At 52.2% G+C, this 24,412-nt stretch carries 23 protein-coding genes; 10 read left to right on the plus strand and 13 right to left on the minus strand.

Annotated elements, in window-relative coordinates; genetic code table 11:
* Nucleotides 1–5: 5 nt before the first annotated feature.
* Nucleotides 6–548: a glutathione peroxidase gene (locus tag OCL06_RS05380; RefSeq protein ID WP_373318445.1), complete on the minus strand. Its 543-nt coding sequence runs from the start codon at nt 546–548 to the stop codon at nt 6–8.
* A gap of 166 nt (nt 549–714) precedes the next feature.
* On the opposite strand from OCL06_RS05380, the gene OCL06_RS05385 reads away from it, so the two are divergent.
* Entirely contained in the window at nt 715–3,207 is a 2,493-nt protein-coding gene (locus OCL06_RS05385; RefSeq protein ID WP_262992718.1) for a S9 family peptidase, read from the plus strand.
* A 178-nt stretch (nt 3,208–3,385) separates the two neighbouring features.
* On the opposite strand, the gene rrtA is transcribed toward OCL06_RS05385, so the two are convergent.
* Nucleotides 3,386–3,970 carry a rhombosortase gene (rrtA, locus tag OCL06_RS05390; protein ID WP_262993114.1) on the minus strand — a complete coding sequence of 195 codons (585 nt, stop codon included), beginning with the start codon at nt 3,968–3,970 and terminating at the stop codon, nt 3,386–3,388.
* Between the two features lie 103 nt (nt 3,971–4,073).
* Here rrtA and OCL06_RS05395 point away from each other — a divergent pair, with 103 nt between their 5' ends.
* Entirely contained in the window at nt 4,074–4,841 is a 768-nt protein-coding gene (locus OCL06_RS05395) for an enoyl-CoA hydratase (protein WP_262992719.1), read from the plus strand.
* Between the two features lie 75 nt (nt 4,842–4,916).
* A complete protein-coding gene (ggt, locus tag OCL06_RS05400; RefSeq protein ID WP_262992720.1) occupies nt 4,917–6,617 on the plus strand; it encodes a gamma-glutamyltransferase in 1,701 nt (566 codons plus the stop codon).
* A gap of 5 nt (nt 6,618–6,622) precedes the next feature.
* On the opposite strand, the gene OCL06_RS05405 is transcribed toward ggt, so the two are convergent.
* Nucleotides 6,623–7,087: a nuclear transport factor 2 family protein gene (locus OCL06_RS05405; protein ID WP_262992721.1), complete on the minus strand. Its 465-nt coding sequence runs from the start codon at nt 7,085–7,087 to the stop codon at nt 6,623–6,625.
* Nucleotides 7,088–7,206: 119 nt separating this feature from the next.
* Nucleotides 7,207–8,172, minus strand: a complete 966-nt coding sequence (gene cysK, locus OCL06_RS05410; protein WP_262992722.1) for a cysteine synthase A — start codon at nt 8,170–8,172, stop codon at nt 7,207–7,209.
* A 211-nt stretch (nt 8,173–8,383) separates the two neighbouring features.
* On the opposite strand from cysK, the gene OCL06_RS05415 reads away from it, so the two are divergent.
* The 5 genes from OCL06_RS05415 to OCL06_RS05435 all read left to right on the plus strand — a co-directional run bounded on the left by OCL06_RS05415 (nt 8,384) and on the right by OCL06_RS05435 (nt 12,728).
* Nucleotides 8,384–9,220 (plus strand): AAA family ATPase, encoded by an 837-nt coding sequence (locus OCL06_RS05415; RefSeq protein ID WP_262992723.1) that lies wholly within the window; start codon nt 8,384–8,386, stop codon nt 9,218–9,220.
* Complete coding sequence (locus OCL06_RS05420) at nt 9,220–10,410, plus strand: vWA domain-containing protein (protein WP_262992724.1); 1,191 nt, start codon at nt 9,220–9,222, stop codon at nt 10,408–10,410. The genes OCL06_RS05415 and OCL06_RS05420 overlap by 1 nt, the downstream gene beginning before the upstream one ends.
* The gene (locus OCL06_RS05425) at nt 10,410–11,402 is read left to right on the plus strand and encodes an XdhC family protein (RefSeq protein WP_262992725.1); all 993 of its coding nucleotides are present in this window, start codon (nt 10,410–10,412) and stop codon (nt 11,400–11,402) included. Before OCL06_RS05420 ends, OCL06_RS05425 begins: the two co-directional genes overlap by 1 nt.
* Nucleotides 11,387–11,983 carry a nucleotidyltransferase family protein gene (locus OCL06_RS05430; RefSeq protein ID WP_262992726.1) on the plus strand — a complete coding sequence of 199 codons (597 nt, stop codon included), beginning with the start codon at nt 11,387–11,389 and terminating at the stop codon, nt 11,981–11,983. The genes OCL06_RS05425 and OCL06_RS05430 overlap by 16 nt, the downstream gene beginning before the upstream one ends.
* Nucleotides 11,984–12,044: 61 nt before the next feature.
* Nucleotides 12,045–12,728, plus strand: a complete 684-nt coding sequence (locus OCL06_RS05435) for a rhomboid family intramembrane serine protease (RefSeq protein ID WP_262992727.1) — start codon at nt 12,045–12,047, stop codon at nt 12,726–12,728.
* Here the strand turns inward: OCL06_RS05435 and OCL06_RS05440 are convergent.
* The 9 genes from OCL06_RS05440 to cmoA all read right to left on the minus strand — a co-directional run bounded on the left by OCL06_RS05440 (nt 12,713) and on the right by cmoA (nt 22,590).
* Nucleotides 12,713–13,321 carry a MarC family protein gene (locus OCL06_RS05440; protein ID WP_262992728.1) on the minus strand — a complete coding sequence of 203 codons (609 nt, stop codon included), beginning with the start codon at nt 13,319–13,321 and terminating at the stop codon, nt 12,713–12,715. The two genes, OCL06_RS05435 and OCL06_RS05440, sit on opposite strands and share 16 nt — an antisense overlap.
* A gap of 18 nt (nt 13,322–13,339) precedes the next feature.
* Nucleotides 13,340–14,707 (minus strand): MATE family efflux transporter, encoded by a 1,368-nt coding sequence (locus OCL06_RS05445; RefSeq protein ID WP_262992729.1) that lies wholly within the window; start codon nt 14,705–14,707, stop codon nt 13,340–13,342.
* Nucleotides 14,704–15,948, minus strand: a complete 1,245-nt coding sequence (gene moeA, locus OCL06_RS05450; protein ID WP_262992730.1) for a molybdopterin molybdotransferase MoeA — start codon at nt 15,946–15,948, stop codon at nt 14,704–14,706. The genes OCL06_RS05445 and moeA overlap by 4 nt, the downstream gene beginning before the upstream one ends.
* Nucleotides 15,949–16,064: 116 nt before the next feature.
* Nucleotides 16,065–17,840 (minus strand): sugar phosphorylase, encoded by a 1,776-nt coding sequence (locus OCL06_RS05455; protein WP_262992731.1) that lies wholly within the window; start codon nt 17,838–17,840, stop codon nt 16,065–16,067.
* 3 nt (nt 17,841–17,843) lie between these two features.
* On the minus strand, nt 17,844–19,067 hold the full coding sequence (locus tag OCL06_RS05460) for a glycosyltransferase family protein (protein WP_262992732.1): 1,224 nt from the start codon (nt 19,065–19,067) through the stop codon (nt 17,844–17,846).
* Nucleotides 19,068–19,075: 8 nt separating this feature from the next.
* Nucleotides 19,076–19,900 (minus strand): HAD-IIB family hydrolase, encoded by an 825-nt coding sequence (locus OCL06_RS05465; protein ID WP_262992733.1) that lies wholly within the window; start codon nt 19,898–19,900, stop codon nt 19,076–19,078.
* Nucleotides 19,897–20,772, minus strand: a complete 876-nt coding sequence (locus OCL06_RS05470; RefSeq protein WP_262992734.1) for a kinase — start codon at nt 20,770–20,772, stop codon at nt 19,897–19,899. The genes OCL06_RS05465 and OCL06_RS05470 overlap by 4 nt, the downstream gene beginning before the upstream one ends.
* A gap of 90 nt (nt 20,773–20,862) precedes the next feature.
* Nucleotides 20,863–21,846, minus strand: a complete 984-nt coding sequence (cmoB, locus tag OCL06_RS05475) for a tRNA 5-methoxyuridine(34)/uridine 5-oxyacetic acid(34) synthase CmoB (RefSeq protein ID WP_262992735.1) — start codon at nt 21,844–21,846, stop codon at nt 20,863–20,865.
* Nucleotides 21,847–21,849: 3 nt separating this feature from the next.
* Nucleotides 21,850–22,590 (minus strand): carboxy-S-adenosyl-L-methionine synthase CmoA, encoded by a 741-nt coding sequence (cmoA, locus tag OCL06_RS05480; protein ID WP_262992736.1) that lies wholly within the window; start codon nt 22,588–22,590, stop codon nt 21,850–21,852.
* A gap of 171 nt (nt 22,591–22,761) precedes the next feature.
* Between cmoA and OCL06_RS05485 the strand changes: the two genes are divergently transcribed.
* On the plus strand, nt 22,762–23,394 hold the full coding sequence (locus OCL06_RS05485) for a response regulator transcription factor (RefSeq protein ID WP_262992737.1): 633 nt from the start codon (nt 22,762–22,764) through the stop codon (nt 23,392–23,394).
* A gap of 1 nt (nt 23,395) precedes the next feature.
* Nucleotides 23,396–24,406, plus strand: a complete 1,011-nt coding sequence (gene add / locus OCL06_RS05490; RefSeq protein WP_262992738.1) for an adenosine deaminase — start codon at nt 23,396–23,398, stop codon at nt 24,404–24,406.
* Nucleotides 24,407–24,412 lie beyond the last annotated feature (6 nt).

Here is a 24,412-nt window from a genome sequence, read left to right on the forward strand (position 1 = left end):
TCGGGTTACATCGCCAACGCACTCTTTATATCGTTAATCAGAACGTCGTCTGTGGGCGTGACGCTACTCGGATAATGCTTAAGAATATTCCCTTTTTTATCTACCAGGTACTTATTGAAATTCCATGCGGGTGCCTCGCCCGTGGCGTCGGTTAGTATGCGGTACAGGGGGTCGGCATCATCGCCTTTTACATCAGTGGGTTCGAACATGGGGAATTTAACGCCATAGGTAAGCTCACACAATTCAGCCGTTTTCCCTTCGTCCTTGGCCTCCTGATTAAACTCGTGAGAAGGAAAGCCGAGAATGGTAAATTTTCTGTCTCGGTATTCTTCGTATATGGCTTCCAGACCTTCAAATTGTGGCGTGAAGCCACAGTAGCTTGCTGTATTCACAATCAGCAGGGTATGCCCCCTATACGCCTCGCATAAATTTACTGTTTCCTGCGAATTTAGTTTGCGTTTCATGAATTTCAGAACGTCTGGGCAGCTGTTCGCAGTGGCGCTGGCAGACATCAGCAGTAACGAAGCGGCTATCAGAGGTAGTTTCATTGTGTATTCCTTACCGGAAAGTGGGGGGCCTCTATAGTAAACGCCTCGCTGAGTAAAAAATCAACTGACAAGATGACTCACCTCTCTGTGGCGATGAACCTTGACCATGACGAAGTGCCAATGCGTATAATGACACCGACTGAGAAAACCTAAACAACGAGTAATAATGAATAAAATAACAACATTGCTACTTGCTGCCGGCCTGACCGGTAGCCTTACTGCCTGTATGGCCACGTCATCAACGACGTCCGACAGTGCCAGTCAAACCGCCGACAACCGTGCACCCGCTGCTACCGTTAAACCGCAGGTCGAAAAAACGGGCAACACGGGCACTACCATCACACTGGAACAAATTATGGCCGATCCGGCCTGGCTTGGGCGTCAGCCGGAAAACGCAGGCTGGTCGGTTGACGGCAGCGCGGTTGTGTATGAGCGTGAACGTGAAAACAGTGAACTTCACGACGTGTTTTATCGGGGCAGTGGCGGTGAGGCCGAGCCTCAAAAGGTGGCGATGGCCGATCTGCACAAATACCGTTTCGATGAGCGGGTCGTGAGTAATGATGGGCGCTACACGGCATTTCGTTACCAGGACAGCGTGTTTGTTATCTTCCCTGACAGCGAAATCGTGCAGCTCACCCGTGGTGGTGCATCCCTTGAAAACCTGCGTTTCATGACTGACAACCGTCTGATGGCGCAGTCAGGTAATCGCATTGTGGCCATTGACCTGACCACAGGCCGCCGTGAGCAGCTGTTAAGCTGGGCTTTTGCAGAAGAGCCCGAAGCCGTTTCAGAGCCGAAAGATTTTATTGCCAGCGAACAAATTACGCTGATTGAGTATATCGCTAAGCGCCGTCGGGATCGCCAGGCGCGCGCCGACGAACAAGATGCGTTAGCGGCAGCAAACATCGCAGTCGCACCGGATACATTTTACTTCAGCGAGGACCACCGGCTGGTCTCAGCAAGCGTATCCCCGAATGGCCGCTCAGCCATTATTGTGACCACTGAAGATACGCCCTGGCGCGATGACAGCGATGTGATGCCGCACTATATTCAGGAAGACGGCCGCATTGACAATAAAGAGGTGCGCCGCCGGGTCGCAGATGCCAAGCCGCAAAGTGATACTGTGTGGCTGGTTGATTTGTCTTCACAGACGAAAACCGAATTGTCGTATGTACAGCTACCCGGCTACAACGAAGATGTGTTGGCTGAAGTAAAAGCTGAAAATGCACGGGCCAGAGGTGAGACGTATCAGGTAAATCGCCTTCCCCGAGCCATTGGGCTGCTGGACAGCTGGTACTGGAGTGAGCCGGCGGTTCGCTGGCACAACAACGGAGAGCAGGTTGCGCTCATGCTGGAGGCCTGGGACAACAAAGACCGCTGGATAGCCACGGTGGACTTTGACAGCCAGACACTGGTCAGTCAGCACCGCCTGCATGATGATGCCTGGGTAAACTACCGTTTCAATCAGTTTGGCTGGCTGAACAACAGTGAAACGCTGTTTTATCAGTCGGAGCACACCGGCTATGCGCATATGTACGTGCAAAAGCCAGGGCAGGCACCCCGTGCCCTTACCAGCGGTCAGTTTATTACCGACAATCCTACGCTCACCCGCGACGACCAGTGGTTGTATTACACGGCGAACAAAAAGCACCCAGGTGTGTATGAAGTTTATCGGGTGAACATCGCCACAGGCGATTCGCAGGCGCTGACCGATCTTAACGGCATGACCAACTACATCCTCAGCCCGGATGAGTCGTCATTGTTGCTCACTCACAGTAAAGTCACTCAGCCACCCGAGCTGTTCTTACAGGCTGCGACACCCGAGGCGGGTGCGACCCAGCTTACTGACACACTCAGTGAGCGTTTTAAAGAATTGCCCTGGGCAGTACCTCAGGTTGTGGCCATTCCATCTTCGGATACAAGCCAGCCCATATATGCACGGGTCTATTTACCGGAAGATTACGAGGCAGGCGAACCACGCCGAGCGGTAGTGTTTAATCACGGTGCAGGTTATCTGCAGAACGCGCATTTGGGTTGGTCAGGCTATTTCCGGGAGTTCATGTTCCACAGTATGCTGGTACAGCAAGGGTATGTAGTACTGGACATGGATTTTCGCGCCTCAGCCGGTTATGGCCGCGACTGGCGAACCGCCATCTACCGTCAAATGGGCACCCCGGAAGTGCAGGACTTGCGTGACGGCGTCGACTGGCTGGTAGACAACGCGAATGTTGATCGTGAGCGTATCGGCACCTATGGCGGTTCTTACGGAGGCTTCCTGACGTTTATGGCGCTGTTTAACGATCCCGACCTGTTTCAGGCGGGGGCGGCATTACGTCCTGTGACCGACTGGGCTCATTATAACTGGGGTTATACGTCCAACATTCTGAATACGCCGGATGTGGATCCCATTGCGTATCGCCGTAGCTCACCGATTTACCATGCCGAGGGGCTGGAATCGGCGTTACTGATTAATGCCCCAATGGTGGATGACAATGTGTTCTTTGTTGACAGTGTTCGGCTGGTGCAGCGCCTGATCGAGCTGGAAAAAGAAAACTTTGAAACTGCGATATATCCGGTTGAGCCCCACGGGTTTGTACAGCCCAGTTCCTGGTTGGATGAGTATCGCCGCATTTACAAGTTGTTTGAAACCAACCTGTAAGTACGAGCAAACGTCATCCCGGCGTTAAAAACCACCGTCATCCCGGCGCTGAAAAGCTCCCGTCATCCCGGCGCAGGCCGGGACCTCTTACCGCTACTCACGTTGTTGCAATAACCGCGAACTGGTTGGTTTAGGATTAGTCAGGCAGTTGGGGAGGTTGCGGCCTTCGCCGCAATGACTATTTTTTTCTGGACAACAGCCACATAGTTAAGAACAATACGGTGCCGCTTAACGCGCCATACAGGTGAGCATCCACGGCCACCGTGGCATCAATAAGCGAGGCTACGCCGTCACTGCTGCCAAGCAGTTGCTCATACGCCAGTTTTACGGTGACCCCGGCAAGCAGGAGATACCCAGACTTCATACCCGCCCGGATATCCATACACGCGCCCCAGACGAAAATACCATGCAGTGCCCCAGACAGACCCGCATACCAAATCAGATGAGAGGAACACAGGTAGATGCCGGCACTGGTGCCCATACAACACCAGCCGAAAACTTTTAAAAACCGGCCAATACGGTAATGTTCACCGTGCAACAGCCATAACAGAGCGAGTCCGGCAAGGTTTAACAGCAGGTGATAGCCATTGGTGTGCACCAGATTACCGGTTAGCAGGCGCCAGGTTTCCAGGCCGTCTACAGCGAAGCGGTGATACGCCAACCAGTCGCCGGAAAAAGGTTCAGCAATAAACAGCGCTATAGCAAACAAGGCAACCAGCAGAGGACCGACGCTATGGCGCGCAGAGAGAGGCAGGGTAATCATCATTGATAGTTATTTTAAGTAACACGATTTGAGGGCTATCATACAGAAACTACACCGATTTTGCTTGTAAAGCAGGAATCGTGATTATAAACAAGGAGACCCTATGAGCAACGTTCGCGTACAGCAGGACAATGGCATTTTAACGCTTGAATTAACCCGCGCTGACAAGAAAAACGCGCTTACCCGTGACATGTATCAGGCGATGGCTGAAGCCATTAATAATGTTGCCGAAAATGACACAGTAAAAGTGATACTGCTAAAGGGGGAAGGTGACTGCTTTACCGCCGGTAATGACATTGCCGACTTTGCGGTGGACAAGGGTGACAGCGCTCAGGTAGGAGAAACTGCGGCGTTTATGCGGGCGCTGGCGCACACCAAAAAAGTCGTGGTGGCGCAGGTGCATGGGATGGCGGTAGGCATCGGCACCACGTTGCTGCTACATTGCGACTTTGTGTACTGTGCGTCGGGCACACGTTTTGTGTTACCTTTCATAAACCTTGGGCTGGTGCCTGAATATGCGTCCAGTTATTTGCTGCCGCACCTGGCAGGCCACCGAAAAGCCGCTGAGTGGCTGATGCTTGGCGAACCCTTCGATGCCACTGAAGCAGCGCATTTCGGGTTGGTGACACAAGTATGTGACGCGCAGTCACTGGCAGATACCGTTGCTGCTGTGTGTGACAAGCTGGTGGCGAAACCTGCCTATTCCCTGCTGCACACCAAGTCGCTCATGAAAAATGACAGCGATGCAGTGCAACAACAGATGGACGAAGAACTGGACGTATTTATTGAAGCAATGAGTACAGCAGCAGCCCAGGAGGCATTTGATGCATTTTTGCATAAGCGTCCCATTAACCCTGAAAAATTTAAATAACGGCGATTTATGAGATTAACCAAACGAACGTTTTGTTCTGTTGCAGCAGGGAGTGTATTAACCCTTAGTGCATGTATGTATTCCGGAACGGAGTCCGACGTAGCGCAGCGTGAAGCCAGAGAGCCGGAAGCGGCAACTGGCTATATCGACAAAAAAGCGGTGGTCGCAGATGACTATATGGTGGTGGCAGCTAATCCCTATGCGGCTGCCGCAGGCCGTAACATCATTCAGCAAGGCGGTAGTGCGATTGATGCGGCCATTGCTGTTCAGGCCATGCTGACGCTGGTGGAACCACAATCTTCGGGTATCGGTGGTGGCGCGTTTATTCTGTATTGGGACAACACTGCCCAGGAACTACACACGTTTGATGGCCGGGAGATAGCCCCGGGAGCTGTAAACCCGCAGTGGTTTATGCAAAACGGTGAGGTAATGGCCTGGCGCGACGCCGTAGTGGGCGGTAAATCGGTGGGTGTGCCCGGTGTGCTCAAAGCACTGGAAATGGCCCACGGTGAATTCGGCCAGCTACCCTGGCGTGCATTGTTTGACGAAACGATCACCACAGCGTCTGAAGGGTTTGAAGTGTCCCCCCGGCTTGAGAAGCTGATTGCTCTGGATTATCACCCGGGTTTAAAAACCTTTCCTGCCAGCGCCGCTTACTTTCGCCCTGATGGCGAGCCTCTTAAAGCTGGCACCATAAAAAAGAATCAGCCACTGGCTGACACCTTAACTGCCATTGCCAAACAGGGCAGTGCGTACATGTATGAAGGCCCGCTGGCCGAGAAAATTGTTGCCACGGTAAATGAGGCACCCATTAACCCGGGGCAAATGTCCACGGATGATCTTGCCCGCTACCAGGCAAAGAAGCGTAAAGGGGTATGTGGACCTTACCGGAGTAAGCAGGTGTGCGGTATGGCGCCACCCAGCTCAGGGGGCGTGAATGTGTATCAGATCCTGAAATTGCTGGAACGGTTCGAGCTTGCCGGTATGGCGCCCAAGTCCGCAGAGTTTGCCCATCTGTTTGCCCAGGCAAGCGCGCTGACCTACGCCGATCGCGCCCGTTACATCGCGGACACGGATTTTACGCAGCTTTCTTACGACGCGCTTATCGCCGAAGAATATCTATCTGAGCGTAGCCAGCTGATAGGATCACAGCAAGCCTGGCAACCCGCGCAGGCCGGTCAGCCGTATAACCGTGAGACGGCCGACGGACAAGCATTCGAGTTACCGAATACCTCGCACGTTGTTATTGTCGATAAACAGGGTAATGCTGTTTCTATGACCAGCAGCATCGAGTTTATGTTTGGTTCCGGGTTAATGGTGGACGGCTTTTTGCTGAACAACCAACTCACCGACTTTTCGTTTAATCCCGACAAGGGGGGTGAGCCTGTGCTAAACCGTGTAGAGCCCTATAAGCGCCCCCGTTCGGCAATGAGCCCGACCATGGTGTTTGCCGACAGTGGTGAGCTTGAACTGGTTGTAGGGTCGCCGGGTGGCAGTCGGATTATTGATTATGTCGCGCAAACGCTTATCGGTGTGATTGATTTCAATCTGAATATTCAGCAGGCCATTAACCTGCCGAAAATTACTAATCGTAACGACTACACGGCACTGGAAAAAGGTACTCCGCTGGAGGCATTAGAAGCCCCACTTAAGGCGTTAGGTCATCGGGTTCGGATAATCGACCTGAACAGTGGCCTGCATGGAATAGAAATCCGGGACGGCAAACTTATTGGCGGTGCTGACCCACGGCGGGAAGGGCAGGCCGTGGGTGAGTAGTCCGGTTACATGAAATGGTCAGGGTGAATTTTTTCGACTTTCCAGTCGCCATTCATCCTGATCAGATCTACCCGGCGCAGGTCTTCAATTTTATTGTCATTGTAATGGCCGGTGAAAAACAACGTGATGGTAGCCTGCTCGGAAAACTCAGAGCGACCCACGCTGTTACTGCTTTCCGGGGTAATGGCTACGGAGTCGTATTTCAAATTCAGTAAGTGGCGCTGCACGTTTCGGTTGGTGTGGTATTTTTTAAGCACACGGGCCAGACGCGGGGTGCTAAGTGACACTGCCACATCGATATCTGACTCCAGATAAATACTGCGCATAAAGCGCACAGCCGTATACTCCGGGGTGTTTTCATCCAGCATACCGTAACGGCCTACACCTTCTTCTTTTTTTCCACAGCCAGTCAGCAGCACACTGGTCAGCGCAAGCATTCCCAGCAGACGTATAAAATTAACAGCACGCATGAGTTTTCTCAGAAAGTTGTTAGTCAGGTAGGGTCAAGTGCCGGTAAGTTAGCAAAAGCATCGGCAAAAAAAAAGCGAGGACGTGCCTCGCTTTTGTAAACAGGTATGACTGTTGGTACTTACTGGACTTCTTCGTCCTCAGAGAAGGCACCGGCAAATAGCGGGCTGGACAGGTAACGCTCGGTGGCACTGGCGAGCAGCACAACCACTACCTTGTCTTTGTTTTCTGGACGTTCTGCATAACGTTTGGCTGCAACCACGGCCGCACCCGAAGAAATGCCGGCCAGGATCCCTTCCTCTTTCATCAGACGGTGGCACATTTCCATGCACTCTTCGTTGGTTACCTGTTCCACTTCATCCACGATATCCAGGTCAAGGTTGCCAGGAATAAAACCTGCACCAATGCCCTGAATTTTGTGTGGGCCAGGAGTAAGCTCTTCGCCGTTTTTGGCCTGGGTAATAACGGGCGAGTCAGTGGGTTCAACGGCTACAGACGTAATGGCTTTGCCCTGAGTCTGTTTGATGTAACGGCTTACGCCGGTAATCGTACCGCCGGTTCCTACACCGGCTACGAAGGCATCGATTTTGCCGTCAGTGTCTTCCCAAATTTCCGGACCGGTAGTTTTTACGTGAATTTCCGGGTTAGCGGGGTTATCAAATTGTTGCAGCAGTACGTATTTTTCCGGATCTGAATCCACAATTTCCTGCGCCGCTGCTACCGCACCTTTCATGCCTTTAGGTGCTTCAGTAAGCACTAAATTCGCACCAAGTGCTTTTAACAGCTTTCTGCGCTCCAGACTCATGCTGCTGGGCATAGTCAGGGTAAGCTTATAGCCTCGTGACGCCGCCACAAAGGCCAGCGCGATACCGGTGTTACCACTGGTCGGCTCAACAATTTCCTTACCCTCAGTCAGCACACCGCGCTTTTCTGCATCCCAGATCATGTTGGCACCGATTCGGCACTTAACACTGAAGCTCGGGTTGCGTGACTCCATTTTTGCGTAAACGTTGCCAGAGGTAACGCGATTCAGTTTCACTAACGGCGTGCGGCCAATTGCCAGGGAATTGTCGTCAAATACTTGCATGATTGATCCTTGTCGTTACTGTTACCCACATGTTCTCAGCCAGTATGGCAGGTTATAATAGTTTACGATTAATAACCTTGATTAGGGGTTTTATTTATACCCCTATATCATTGGTGTCAAAAGTAAAAATGCAAAGTGTTTTTTCGCTATATGTTATGGTTATTTTTTTCATATGGCGGTTACTATCCACGATTTACCATAAGGATCTTCTATGGCGTTTTCCGGAACTTCAGACTACATTGCAACCAAAGAGCTTCAGCTGGCAGTGAATGCGGCTATTACCCTGGAGCGCCCGTTACTGATTAAGGGCGAGCCGGGGACAGGAAAGACCATGCTTGCTGAAGAGCTGGCCCGCAGTCTGAACACTGAGTTGATCCCCTGGCATATCAAGTCCACCACCAAAGCCCAGCAGGGACTGTACGAATATGATGCGGTATCCCGGCTGCGGGATTCACAGCTGGGCGATGATCGGGTGCATGACATCAGTAATTATATTATTAAGGGAAAACTATGGCAGGCGTTCGAGGCCGACCAGCGCCCGGTATTGCTGATTGATGAAATTGACAAAGCTGATATCGAGTTTCCCAACGATCTGTTGTTGGAGCTGGATAAGATGGAATTTTTCGTTTATGAAACCCAGCAACGGGTGGTTGCCAAACAGCGGCCGATTGTCATCATTACGTCCAACAATGAAAAAGAATTGCCCGATGCGTTTCTTCGCCGCTGCTTCTTTCACTACATCTCCTTTCCTACGCCAGAGGAAATGCAGGACATTGTAAATGTCCATTTTCCTAATCTTAAAAAGCAACTGCTGGATGAAGCTATGTCGGCGTTTTTTGAGTTACGGGAAGTGCCGGGACTTAAAAAGAAGCCCTCGACCTCTGAGCTTATCGACTGGCTGAAACTGCTGGTGGCCGAAGATATTCCGCCGGAAGCGCTGCATAGTAAGGACGGTAAAAAAACCATACCGCCGTTGCATGGCGCGCTGCTTAAAAACGAACAGGACATTCACCTGTTTGAGAAACTGGTCTTCATGGCTCGCCGCTAATGTTAGTCGAGTTTTTCTTTACCCTCCGCAAATACCGGATTAAGACCAGCTTACGGGAATTACTGGATTTGCTAAACGCGATGAAGAACCACGTCGTGTGGGCAGACACTGAGGCGTTTTATTACCTGAGCAGAACTGTACTGGTCAAAGACGAAAGTCAGTTTGATAAATTCGATCGGGCCTTTGCCGAGTATTTCGAAGGGGTGGAGTCAATTGATCTGTTCGGCAAAGACATTCCGGAAGACTGGCTAAAAAAGCAGCTGGAACGCACTCTCACAGCCGAGGAAAAAGCGCAGTTACAGTCAATGGGCGGACTGGAAAAGTTAATGGACACGCTGCGCAAGCGGCTTGAAGAGCAGCAAAAGCGTCATCAGGGTGGCAATAAGTGGATAGGTACCGGTGGCACCTCACCGTTTGGTGCCTATGGCGACAACCCTGAGGGCGTGCGGATTGGTCAGGACGGCAACCGGCGCTTTTCTGCTGTGAAAGTGTGGGATAAACGGGAGTTTAAAAATCTGTCCAGCGATGTAGAGCTGGGTACCCGTAATATCAAAATGGCGTTACGCAAGCTGCGCAAATTTGCCCGCACCGGTGCCAGCGAAGAGTTGGATATTACGACCACCATCGGCGAAACTGCCAGGAAAGGCGGCATGCTGGATATTCACATGACCCCGGAGCGGCACAATGCAGTGAAGGTGCTGATGTTTTTTGATGTGGGCGGATCCATGGATCCCTACGTGAAAACGACCCAGGAGTTATTCTCTGCTGTGCATTCGGAGTTTAAATACCTCGAATATTTTTATTTTCACAACTGTGTGTATGAAGAGGTCTGGCAGGATAACCAGCGCCGGGACCGCGAGCGGGTGCCGGTATGGGATATCATTCACCGGTACGGGCCTGATTACAAACTGATATTTGTGGGCGATGCTACCATGGGGCCGTATGAAATTACGTACCCGGGCGGCAGCGTTGAACACTGGAATGAAGAGCCCGGCAGCGCCTGGATGCAACGGTTGACTAATCATTTTGGCAAAGCCATCTGGTTAAACCCTCAGCCTCAGCATTACTGGCCTTATTATGCGTCAATCAGCGTGATCAACGAACTGATGAACGAGCGTATGTATCCGCTCACCCTGGAAGGGTTAACCGAAGGTATCCAGGCATTAAGTCAGTCAGTGAGTAAACGTTAATGAAACATCACCTATACCATGTCTTGTCGCGCTGGGAGCCGCAGAAAGAGGCCCATCGCTGGTTACTGGCCACCATCGTAGGGACACAGGGCTCAAGCTACCGAAAGTCTGGCGCTATGATGCTGTTCAGCGACCAGGGCGAGCAGCTGGGCGTGGTAAGTGGCGGTTGTCTGGAAAGTGATATACTGCATCAGGCCAGACGTTGTTGGGAAACGGGGCAAGCAAGAACAGTCACTTACGATATGCAGGAAGAGGGCGATATTGCATGGCGTCTGGGCATTGGGTGTGGCGGTGAAGTCACGCTGTTACTACAGCCGGTCACACCAAATAATCAGTATTTGCACCTTGAGAAGGTATTACGCGCGTTGCAGCGGGGGGAAAGCGTACGCTACGGCCAGGCGCTCACATCCCCCGATGCAGAAGCAGCAGTGCTCGACACCGAAGCCCCGAGTGATGACGCAAACTGGTTTTGGCAGACTATCACGCCCCCGCCGGCGCTGGTTATTCTGGGCGGTGGCGTGGATGCTCAGCCCGTCGCCCGTATTGCCGGTACTCTCGGGTGGCGAGTTACCGTCAATGATGTCAGAGCACGCTACGCCCGGGCCGGTGACTTTCCTGACGTCCAGCTCGTCGCTGACCTGGCGCCCGAAACCTTACCTGAAGCAGACTGGTTTACCTCGGCAGATGCCATCATTGTGATGCACCATCAGGTCCATATGGATGCCAGTGCTCTGGCTGCGGTAGCACAGGTTCAGTCCGGCGCGCTGCGCTACCTTGCATTGCTCGGCCCGATGCACCGTTGCGACCAGGTGCTGGCACAGGCGTCACTTGCTGAGGCCGACCTGACTGTGCCTTTACAGGCCCCTGCGGGTCTCGCTCTGGGCGGCGAATTACCCGAATCAATTGCCTTGTCGATGATCGCTCAGGCCCATGCTGTCTTGCATGGTCAGAGTGCCGCACCCCTGAAAGGTAAACCGTGCCGTTCCGCCTAGCCACGCTGGTATTGGCTGGTGGACAAAGCGCGCGATACGGCGGGAATAAGCTGCTAAGCCCTCACCCTGAAGGGCAAACCTTGTTAGGTTCTGTGGTGGCAGCCTGTGCACCGCTGTCAGCGCTACCGGTCACCGTGGTGACGGGCGCCTGGCATACAGACATTGCACAGGCTTTCGCCGATAGCGGTATTAATCTGGTCGAAAACAGCAACTGGGCGCAGGGTATGGGATCTTCACTGGCACTGGGAGTCACCACCTGTATTACTCAATATCAGCCTTCGCATCTGTTGGTGGTACTGGGGGATCTGGCAGCAATCAGTCAGCAGTCTTTGCGGCGGTTAACTGAGGCCGCGCGACGGTCGCCTCAGTCGCTGGTAGTGAGTGAATGGGAAGGCCGTCAGGGCGTCCCTGCCATATTTCCGCAATGCTGGTTTACCACACTAACCCAACTCACCGGTGATGAGGGCGCAAGAAGCGCAATCAGGCAGTCGATAACGGTCACTCCGGAGTCTGTGGCTGCCGTAGCCCATCCCGAAGCGGCCCGGGATATCGACAAACCCGCCGACTGGCGGCAACTCTGACCCTTGCAAAAGCGCGATACGTACCAACGTTACTCTAATAGCTGATTTATGGCGTGGGTGTGTGCAAACGAGTCTGGATCACAATTTAAAGCAAGCAATATGGGTAAGTGTCTGTGCAGTAGCCGTATTATGGGTTATTCAGTCTGCCGGGGTACTTTTTCACTTGCCGTTGAACATGCTGGGTGTGCTGCCATTGCATGCTGAGCGTCTGTACGGCATTTTCACGGCGCCGCTGGTGCATGGCTCCTATGAACATCTGTTTAATAATACCTTGTCTCTGATAGTGCTGGGGAGCGCGCTGGGCTATGGTTACCCCCGTACCCGGTGGGCAGTATTGATTACGGTGTGGCTAAGTTCTGGCATTGGTGTATGGCTTATGGGTCGGGACGCTGTGCATCTTGGCGCGAGCGGCGTAAGCCACGGTTTATTTTTCTTTTTGTTTACCGTGTCTATCATGCGCCGTGATGCACGCTCCGTGGCACTCGTGATGATAGCGTTTTTCCTTTATGGCGGCATGGTAATGAGTATTTTTCCCCGCGATCCGGACATTTCCTATGAAGCACATTTCTTCGGTGCCGTAGGTGGCGTGATTGCCGCTGTCTGGGGCTGGAGAAAAGATCCTAAACCCGTGCGTAAACGCTATGCATGGGAAGGAAAGGAAGAGCTGGACGACCCGCTCATTGGTGATCTGTGGAAGCAGGATCGTCCATCCTCAGATGAACATAAAAATTACAATGAAAAGTAATCCTTAATGCCCGCCAGGGCGTTAGCCGTGGCCAGAGAGGCCAGGATAAGGCCCATCACGCGACTGATAACACTGGCGCCAGTTTTGCCAATCACACGGATGATCAGATTCGCGGCCAGTAATAACATCAGAGTAATCAGCAGTACGCTTAGCATCACCAACGCGGTCTGGGTTTGTTCCCATAAGGTATAGACATTGTTTTTAGTCAGCATCACGGCGGCCAGCATTGCCCCCGGGCTGGCAATCGACGGCACGGCCACCGGAAATATGGCGGTTTCGTGAACGCCCCCGGCCAGCTTAATTTCATGCTCTGGTTTCCCTTCGCCGAATATCATACTCAGGGCAAACAAAAACAGTACGATGCCCCCGGCTATCTGAAACGCAGGCAACGGAATTTGCATGGCGTCCAGAATGACCTCACCGGCAATGACAAAAAACAACAGCACCAGCGTGGCGACCAGCACGGCAATGAGTGCCACTTTTCTCCGGGCGGCAGCAGGTTGCTGATCGGTGGCGGCGATAAACACGGGGAGGGTACCTATCGGGTCAATGACCGCGAAAAAGTAAATGAACACCGGCAACAGTTCAATCATAGCGGGGTTGGACTCCGGTCAGACAGGGTGGTGATAACGCTGAATATACCACAACCGGGCACCCAGCATGACAGCGGCGCTGCTCAGGCCCACAATAAAGCCGATCCAGAATCCGGCGGCCGCCATAGGTTCATGGGTTAACCAGTCGGTCCGCCCCAGTATCACGCCACACGGTAAACCAATCAGCCAGTATGCAATAAATGTGATCACAAACATGGCCGTGGTGTCTTTATAGCCGCGCAGCGCGTTGGCAGAAATAACCTGGATGGCATCGGAAAACTGAAATAGGGCGGCATAAATCAACAGCGAATTGGCCAGCGCGTAAACGGCATCATCGGTGGTATACAGGCGGATAATAAAGCCTTTGGCCAGCAGGGTAAAAGACGCTGTGGCAATCGCCACCGTTAACCCCATGGTAATAGCACTTTTCACCACCACCCGAGACTGCCGGTGTTGATTCTGACCCACCCGGTAGGCTATCCGAATAGCGACGGCCATGCCCATGCTAAGCGGAAACATAAACATCAGCGCCGAAAAGTTCAGTGCTACCTGGTGGGCGGCCACGGTGGTGGCACCAAATGGCGCGAGTAATAAGGCTACTACCGCGAACAGCGTTACCTCGAAGAGCAGTGTCATGGCAATGGGAAAACCCAGCCTGAACGTGCGCAACATAGATTTGACTGCCGGACGGTACCAGTGCAGAAATAATTCATAGCGGGCAAGGGCAGGGGCGAAGCGGGCATATAAATAGGTGGCCAGTAACATGGCATAAAACACAATCGCAGTGGCAATGCCGCAACCGGCGCCGCCAAATGCCGGTATGGGCCCTGCGCCATAAATAAACAGGTAGTTGCCTACAATATTAAAGCCCAGACCAATCACCGTAATGATCATGGTGGGTTTGGTTTTACCCAGACCTTCACAGTAGTTACGCAGCCACTGGTACAATGCGAAGCCTGGCATTGCCAACACCACAAACTGCACGTAATCCACCGTGATACGGTACAGTCCGTCCTCCATGGGAAACAGTGCCACCAGTTGTTCGGTAAATGGGTAGATCATGAGCATGATCAGGCTGACCACAAACAATACATAACCAGCCTGTTGTGCGGCATCGGCGACCTGACTGATATCCCGACTACCATGCAGACGCGAGATAATGGGGGGTAACGCCAGCGCAATGCCCTGCAAAAAACACAGCAACGGGATGGTCAGGCTGAAACCCAGCGCCACGGCAGCCATATCCAGCGCCCCGTAGCGACCTGCCATGATGGTGTCACTGACCCCCATCAGCATTTGTGTAATCTGCGCGATCAGCAGCGGCCAGGTAAGGGTGACCAGTCGCCGGCTTTCCAGCGCAAAGCGTGGCGATATCCAGCGGCTCATAGCACGCCCTCAGGAGTGAGCCGGGTATCAAAGGGTAATACCGTGGCAGGAGATCCGGCGTCCAGCGTTGATACCTCAGCAGGGACTACCAGATAACAGTTAGCCTGGGTGACGCTGGACATAACCCCGGAGCTCTGGCGGGGCAGGGGCGTTACCTGCCACCCGCCTTGCGTGGGATGCATAACTGCACGCTGAAACTCGGTGCGGCCCGCCCGCCGCTGAACGGCGGTTGTCAGCGTAGCGGACAGTGCCAGTGGCTGCGTGGGGGCGGCCAGTCCCTGATAGCGTTCTATGACAGGGCGCACCAGCAATTGAGTAGTGACATACGCCGACACCGGGTTACCCGGCACCCCACAAAAACAGGTGTTGTCCATCATGCCAAACGCAAAGGGCTTCCCGGGTTTTACTGCTACCTTCCAGAAGTTCACATCACCAAGCGATTCCAGCACCTCTTTGACATAATCGGCGTCCCCCACTGACACTCCGCCGCTGCTGATGAGCATATCCACTTCCCCGCACGCCCGGCGCATTACGTTTATCAGCGCGGCTTTATCGTCTGGGACGATGCCATAGTCGGTGACAGAGACCGCCAGGGGAGCCAGTAAGGCTTTTAACCCCGTTCGGTTCGACTCATAGATATGGCCCGGTTGCAGGGGCGTCCCCGGGGTTTGTAATTCATCGCCAGTGACCATCAGGCCTACTCTGAGAGGCCGGTAAACCGTGACTGTATCGAGCCCCTGTGAGGCCAGCAACATCAGGTGCGCAGCATTTAGCCTCGTCCCCGCACTAATGACTGTGTCGCCGTGGGTGATATCGTTTCCTTTGCGGCGAATATTCGCAAACTGCCGGGGAGGTTCGGTTATGACAATGTCATCACCATTACGCTGAACATTTTCCTGCATTACGACGGTGTCGGCACCCGCAGGTAACGGCGCGCCGGTCATAATGCGTGCCGCGGTGCCCCTGGCAAGCTCCTGGATCTGACTGTCTCCGGCAAATACCGTCATACTTACGGGAATGCACGTGTTAAGGTCGGCGTCTTCTGCCCTAAGTGCATAGCCATCCATGGCCGAATTATCCCATGGGGGCACGTTTACCGGCGCTTGTATTGCACATGCAGTAATGCGGTTTAAAGCTTCCGCAAGTAATACGGTTTCAGTGCCGGTAAGAACCGGCGTAGCAGCGAGTGCACGTTCACGCGCATCGTCAAGTGAAAGCCAGGCAGGTGTTGCCACAGACATAAGCCATCCCGTTGCGAACTAATGGCTGGATTATCTATGAAAGTGCCGGTAATGCCAATGCTACTGACATGACAAAACCGGCAGCTAAGCGCCTGACATGCAGGCGGAAATCAGTATTAGAGCCCGTGTGGGTATTCAAAGTCCTGGTTACTTATCCATACCGTCTGATACGGGCGAAGCTGCAGAAAACCGGACACATCTTTGATTTTTTCACGGGAGATCAGGTCTATCCAATTATCAGTGCCAATCAGATTAATATCTGACAACAGCACTGACTGCTCTTCATTACTGATATTACTGATACAGAATACGCCTTGTTTACGGTCGAGACTCTGACGCCAGTAGCCAAATATCTCATCTCCCATTTGTAAGGTGAACTGAGTGGCATTGGGGTGAAACGCCGGCTGCACTTTACGTATGCGGATAAGCTGAGACAACCGTGTCAGAACTTTGTGGTGCTGGGAGTGGGGGGAGTCCAGCTGAGCCTCCAGTTCATTGTAATTCCAGCGTTTGCGGTTTATCGACCGGTTCTGTCCGGTATTGGCCACCTTTTCATAATCGTTAGACGTACCTAGCAGGCTATGGATATAGATGCCCGGTATGCCTTCCATCCCCAGCATAATTGCGTGAGCACAAATGAAGCGATCAACTTGCCATTTATCAGGCCCCGATGTGGTGCCCTGCATGGCGTCAAACAGGGTGATGTTAATTTCATAGGGTTTCTGTTGGCCATGCTCAGATGCCCGCCAGGAGATTTTACCCCCGAAGTTCTGCATGGCATGGACCAGCTCGGAAATTTCATCGTCACTCAGCAAGCCCTCTGCGGGGCGCAGTCCGATCCCGTCGTGTGAGGCAATAAAATTGAAATACGCCGTGCCGTTTTGAGCGGGCGGCATACTCATCATCCAGCTCTTCAGATACCGGCAGTTACCTGTGACCAGGGTATTGACCAGCAACGGCGGGAGTGAAAAGTTGTAAATGGCATGGGCCTCGTTGGCGTTACCGAAATACGTCAGGTTCTCCCGGTTAGGGATATTAGTTTCTGTGATCAACATGACGCTGGGGTTGACGTGCTCCACCAGCGTGCGAATCAAACGAATGACTTCGTGAGTCTGGGGCAGATTAATGCTCGGTGTCCCCAGCTTCTTCCATAAAAAAGCCACGGCATCGAGGCGGAAGATGCGGGTGCCCTTATCCAGATATAAACGGATAATCTCAATGAACGCCAGCAACACTTTCGGATTACGAAAATCGAAATCTACCTGATCATGACTAAAGGTACACCACACATATTTGGTACCTTGCCGGGTTTCTGTTTCACGCAGTAACGGCGACACCCGCGGGCGGGTGACCATCGACAGGTCGGCTTCCAGGTCGGCAGTGAAAAAATAATCACTGCCCGGACCTTCTCCCTTAATAAAGTTATCGAACCAGACACTACGTGATGAGCAGTGGTTAATTACCAGGTCTGTCATCAAACCGTATTCGTTGGCTATACGCTCAATGTCAGCCCAGTCGCCCAGTGACTCGTTCACGGTGGAGTAGTCTATAACGGAAAATCCGTCGTCTGAGCTGTAGGGAAAAAACGGCAGAATGTGCACGTTGTTCACGGTATTTTTGCAATAGGTATGCAAAAACCGGAAAAGCGTAAACAGGGGCCGCTCATGCTCATTAATCACACTGTCTCCATAGGTGATCATGACAATGTCGTTCTCGTCCCAGTAGTTGCAGTATGCCTGCGGAACCACAACATCTTGTTCCTGTTTCAGCCCGATTGCATGGATGAGTTCGGTGGCCAGCTCGCCCACCGGCGTATCCAGCTGTACATCAGCGTAGATAGCCTGTAGTTGATGGCTGACTTTTTCGTGCAGATGATTCCAGTGTGTCGTCATGTATTACCCCAGATATTCCGCTGTGTCGGCCTCAACTGCTTCCAGTATACGGTCAAGGATATCAGGTACAGCGCTGGTCACGCGATTCCAGCTGGGTATGAAAGGCGTTTCCATGGGATTTTCAAGGAAGCTTTGTCCCGCTTTCATAATATTCTGTGCAAACATTTCCACGGCTTTTTCTTCACGGTGAATGTCCAGTGTTAACCCATTCATCACCGCATCGTTGTGGTAGGTTTCAATAAAATCCAGTGCGATACGGAAGTAGGTAGCTTTAACCGAACGGAACATTTCATTGCTGAATGTAAAGCCCTGAGTAGCCAGTTTTCGGAACACCGCTTTGGTAATATCAATAGACATCTTGGATAAGCCTCCCTGATCGTTGTTCAGCGAGAGATCCTGATGTTTGTGATCGTAAATATCAGCAATGTCTGCCTGACATAAGCGATTATGACTATAGTTGCGGTGCATTTCAGATAGCACGCCAATTTCCAGACCCCAGTCGCTTGGGATACGAATATCATTCAGCACATCGCGCCGGAACGAAAACTCACCGGCCAGCGGGTAACGGAAGCTGTCCATAAATTCCAGGTATTCGTTGTCGCCTATAATGCGCTTGAGCGCCCGTAACAACGGGGTGACCAATAACCGTGATACCCGGCCATTAATTTTGCCGTCTGCCACCCGGGCGTAATAACCTTTGCAGAATTCATAGTTGAACATGGGGTTGGCCACCGGATAAATCAGCCGGGCCAGCAGGTCACGGCTGTATGTGACGATATCGCAGTCGTGTAACGCCACCGACTCGGCCCGGTTGGAAGCAAGTACATAGCCCATGCAGTACCAGACATTTCGTCCCTTACCCATTTCCTTGGGGGCCAGACCTTTATCCATCAATTCTTCGTCAATCGCTCTCAGGCGGGGACCGTCATTCCATAATACGCGATGGTGTTGGGGGAGCTTGCCGAAAAACTTTAACGCGTGGCGGTATTGCTCTTCATTAGCGCGATCCAGTCCAATCACCACTTCTGACAGGTAGGGGACGTGAGTAAGTTCATTAACAATCTTGGGAAGCGCGTCGCCTTCCAGCTCAGAAAACAGCGAAGGCAGAATCAGGGCCATCGGGCGCTTTTGAGAAAAGCGCAGCAATTCGGCTTCCAGTTCGTCAGTCGGGCGACTTGCCAGGTTATGCAGCGTGGTGACGACACCGTTTTGATAAAAGTCGGCCATGTATTCTCCTAATGAGTAAGCGTAAGTAATTGAGTGAGCATTTCGGCCCAGCCTTTCGGGCCGGTTAAAGTGCTGGTGTACACCCTGTCATGTTTATTGATTTGGGGTGGAGGATGATTGTCTGAAGCAATGCGAACAGCAATATCGGCCGCCTCCAGCATAGCGATATCGTTCTTCCCATCCCCCAATGCTATCGATATGGTTTGTTCATGGCCCTGACGGGCATACTCCTCCATAAACCAGCGCAGGGCAGCGCCCTTGTTGGCGTCACCGGAAATATGGATAAACCGGCCGCCTTCCAGCGGAAAAGCCCCACGTTCGCGCATGGACGAAATAAACGCCTGTTTGTCTTTTTCACTGCCTTTCCATAATACGGGTTCGCCAAACTGCCGCTGTGCAGCACGGCCAGCTGCCGCCTCGTCCAGTCCGGTAGCGGCCTGGATATCAGCAATAGACATATTACTGAAATGATCAAACTGGCCGGCAAACTGCTGACCGGCGCGCTCAATAAGTTGTAGCCAGTGGCTCTTGGAGGAAATAAATGATTTGCACCAAAACCCATCCTGCCAGATCGTGCCAGCGGGTTTTTGCTCAAAGAAACCGTGAGGGATATAAACAGCCGCACCGTTTTCAACAATAAAAGGACCGTCAAGCCCTATGGTTTTTCGTAACACCAGCATTTCTGCATAGGTTTTGCTGGTGGTCGGGATGACCGGTATGCTCGCGTCAGCCAGCGCTTTTAAGGTGGGCCTGGCGGCTTCAAAACTGTAGGTATGATGATCAAGCAATGTGCCGTCCATGTCGGAAAATATCACAGTGTTTGCTGTTGTCATGATTCCGCCTTGTGTTGCTGCGTTATCTGGCGGTGTTCGTCCAGATCGAAGGCCCAATGGCAGCGCTCAGGCACGGTGGCAAAGCCATGCTCAGTGAGTCGCTGGTAGTGCTGGATAAAGCGCTTAATTTGTTCATCAGTCATAATACCGCTGCTATCTACTACGCCGCTTTTAGCCAGCTTATGTTCCTGTTCACATCGCCAGCGAAAAACGTTATCGAAGCTCGGCGCCTTTAACATGCACCAGAAATTGACGTAACTAAATAGTGTCTGGTACGAGCCAGCTAACTGAGTATTGACATAACGACGCCATATGCCAAGCGGATCATGCTCAGCTTCAAGATCATTGACGGGAGCGTCCAGCGCACGTTCATTCTGAGGCGGCACACCGAGGCACCAACCTTCCAGGATAACAATATCCGGTGGCGCATCTGCTACCGGCCAGTCAGAAACCGGGACGGGGTTGTCGGTAGCTTTGCTAAAGCGGGGTAACGGAACTTCGCCGGGCTGCTGTAATTTAGCCAGTGTGGAAAGCGCCAGATCAACATTATGGGTGCCCGGCACACCGCGGGTGGCCAGTAACGGGTGAACTTTTACCGCCAGTGCCTGCCGGTCGCTTTTAGTCAGGTAAAAGTCGTCCAGGGACAGTATGACTACACGACAAGCGTGTTGTTGGGAAAGCCAGCTGCTAAGAAAGCCTGCCAGGGTTGACTTTCCTGAGCCCTGGCAGCCGTTTATGCCAACAAACGTGGGGGCGCCTGCACGTTTATGGTGCGAAAAAATCGCCTCAGCAACCGGAACGAACCATTGTTGTGCAGTGTCAGCGTAGCTTTCGGGTAACTGATGCTGTTCCAGAAAGCGGTTTATATCCATTTCACTACCTCAATATGCTGGTGATGCACTTATGTAGTGAAGCAGGTTACAACAATTGTGCCAACCTAATGCAGGCTAACAGATGAACAGTTATTTACGGGTCGCCACTAAAACTGCCCGTTTTGGTGCCGGAAAGCCCTCGATGGTCTTTGAAATATCTTCCGGATCCAGAAAATCTTTCAAAGACTGGGACGTCATCCAGTCAGTGGCTCGCTGTTCTTCCAGCGAGGTCACATTCACGTCAGCAAGACGCACGTCGGTAAATCCTACACGTTCCAGCCACAGCGTTAACGCCGGCACACTGGGCAAGAACCAGACATTGCGCATTTGTGCGTAGCGCTCGCCAGCCATCAACACCGTGGTCTCGTCACCCTCTACCACCAGGGTCTCAAGGATGAGCTCACCGCCTTTACGCAGTTGCTGCTTGAGTTGGGTCAGGAACGCGATAGGATCTTTGCGGTGATACAGGACGCCCATCGAAAAGACGGTGTCGAACGCGTTGAGGGGTTGCATCTGCTCGATGCCTAGTGGCAGAAAGTGAATATGCGGAGCGCGGATAAAATGGGCAATGGCCTGGAACTGAATAAAAAACAGCTGCGTGGGGTCAATGCCAATCACCCGGCTCGCACCTTCACCCAGCATCCGCCACATGTGATAGCCACTGCCGCACCCTACATCCAGTACGGTGCGATCAGTAAGATCACTGATGTGGGGTACTACCCGGTCCCACTTCCAGTCGGAACGCCACTCGGTATCGATATGAATGCCATGCAAATAGTAAGGGCCTTTACGCCAGGGCATAAACTGCTTCATAAGCCCCTGGATCTGTGCCTGGGTATAGTCAGAGATATCGGCACCATTGCCGATAGTCACACTGGTTTTCAGGTCAATTTCAGACGGCGTAGTGTCAGGGAGTTTGCCAAGCAGGCGGCACCATTTATCAAACTCACCATGGCGGCCATGCTGATCCCATTCCCGGATTTGCGCAGGCAGGGTTTCCAGCCAGTGGGCAAGGGGACTGGTGAGCAGCGACTGGTAACAGTCTTTAAACCAGGTTTCAGCCAGCTTATTCATGAGTTACTCCTGTGGCGCTTTAATGGCAACTAACGAGGTGAAGTTGTAACATTTGAACCACATCACAACATCATCGAATCCCACGCCCCGTAACCGCGCCTCGTGCTCAGCAAAAGTGTCAGTCAGCATCACTTTTTCAAGCGCGGCGCGTTTCTGGCTGACTTCCAGTTCGCTGTAGCCATTATTACGCTTAAACTGATGATGTAAATCTACCAATAACTCATTGCCGGCGGTGGAGGGATGGCGGATTTTTTCCGACAACACCAGAATCCCGCCGGGTAGTAAGCCATCAAAGATACGTTGCAACAAGGCTTCGCGGTCGGCGGGCGGAATGAACTGTAGTGTAAAGTTCATAATAACCATCGAGGCATTTTCAATATCGGTGTGCTGGGCGCTCTGGGAGCTTACCGAGACAGGGTTAGGTAAACTGAAACTGTCGATAATTCGTTGGCAGCGGGTGACCATAGCATCGGAATTATCAATACCAATAATCTCACAGGGAGTTTGCGCGGTCGCTCTTGCCACGGCGAGGCTGGCGGCCCCCAGTGAGCAGCCAAGATCATAGACGCGGGTATCGGGCTGAACCGTTCTGGCTGCCAGCTCGCCAATGGTGCTGATAATAGACTGATAACCAGGCACCGAGCGCTGGATCATATCAGGAAATACTTCCGCGACGGTTTCATCAAAGCGGAAATCGTCAACAGTGTTGAGCGGTGAGGCAAAGAGGTTATCAGGTTTATCCACGGTCATCCCTTAAAGCTGCTTAGGGCGGCAATTTTACCTGCTTTACGCAGAAAGCCAAATAATGCGATATTTTCGGTGAAAAATCCCCCTTATAGTAAGGATTTGACTTTCCCTTATTAGCCTAAAGTATTACCCTTATGACATGAGTGAAAAAGGAAGTAGTTAGTCATTATGACACGAATATTGGTTGCAGATGATCACCCGCTATTCAGGGAAGCGTTATCGGGCGCATTATTGCCATTTTTTGACGATGCGCAGATTGACGAAGCCGGTAGTCTGGACGAGGCATTACAGGCACTGGCGGTGAACAGCGCCGATTTGATCCTACTGGACTTGAACATGCCAGGCGGTGAATATTTTAACGGCCTGATTACTATTAAAGAAACTTATCCTGATATTCCTGTGGCCGTTATCTCTGCGGCGGAGAGTATTGAGGTAGTTGCGCAGGTTATGAGCCTGGGGGCGCAGGGTTTTATTCCAAAATCAACGCCTACCAAAGACATTGCGCAGGCCATTATGACGATTCGCGCCGGAAAAACCTGGTTACCAGACGGTACGCAGGAAGAACTGGATGAGGTGGATGAAGAGCTGAAGTTCCTGCTGCAGCGCTTTCGTGAACTCACACCTAAACAAATTCAGGTTCTTACCTATTTACGTGCCGGTTTGATGAATAAGCAAATCGCCCACGAGATGAACGTAACAGAAGCGACCATTAAAGCGCACATAAGTGCTATTTTACGTAAACTGGAAATTAACACCCGCACCCAGGCGGTGCTGTTGATGGACAGGTTACAGGTTAGTTAGCATGCTTAATCCAGCGTTGCCGGCAGGAGAGCTTCACCGGCATCTGGATGGCAATATCCGGCCCGCCACTATCTGGGCGCTGGCCCGTAAACATGGCATCGCGCTGGACGCCACCAGTGAGCAAGACCTCTTTAATAAAGTACTGATCAAAGATCGCACCTCAGACTTAATGGCTTTTATCGCAAAGCTGGAATATGGGGTGTCAGTATTAGCTGACCCGGAAGCCTGTTATCAGATTGCTTTGGAAAATGTGGCTGATGCCGCGTCCGAACAACTTGATTTCATCGAGTTGCGTTTCTCTCCTTATTTTATGTCACGTGCCTTCAATTTGCCGTTGGACGCGGTAGTGGAGGCGGTATGTGCTGGCGTAGAAGCCGGGCGTAAGCAATATGGAGTAGAAGTCGCTCTGCTGGGTATTTTAAGCCGCACCTTCGGTGTGCCCGCGTGTGAAACGGAACTTAATAGTTTGCTGACTCAGGCGGATGCGTTGCTGGGCCTTGATCTGGCAGGAGACGAAGCCCGTTATCCGGCACCGTTGTTCAAACAATTATTTACCCGCGCCCGTGATGCAGGCTGGCAGGTTACCGTGCATGCTGGCGAAGCTGCAGGCCCTGAGAGTGTCTGGCAGGCTATCCACGAGCTGGGGGCTTCACGTATCGGTCACGGCGTAGCCGCTGTTGATGATCCTGCACTTATGACGTATCTGGCCGAACATCAGATAGGCATTGAGTCCTGTCCGACTTCCAATTTTCAGACCGGCAGTATGACTGATACGGTAAACCATCCGCTGAAAACATTTCTGGATTATGGTATCGCAGTAACACTGAACACGGATGACCCGGGGATCTCCGACATTACGCTGGCCGATGAATACCGGGTAGCGTCTGAGGTGATAGGCTTGAGTCAGGCGCAACTGGATACCGTTCAGCGCAATACGTTGAAACAGTCTTTTCTTCCCGAAAGCACCAAAAAGAGACTTCTTAACCAGTATGGAAATCCTAGTGACCAGTAATCTGCG

The organism is Alteromonas salexigens (assembly GCF_025628895.1).
In the GTDB taxonomy this organism is placed as follows: domain Bacteria; phylum Pseudomonadota; class Gammaproteobacteria; order Enterobacterales; family Alteromonadaceae; genus Alteromonas; species Alteromonas salexigens.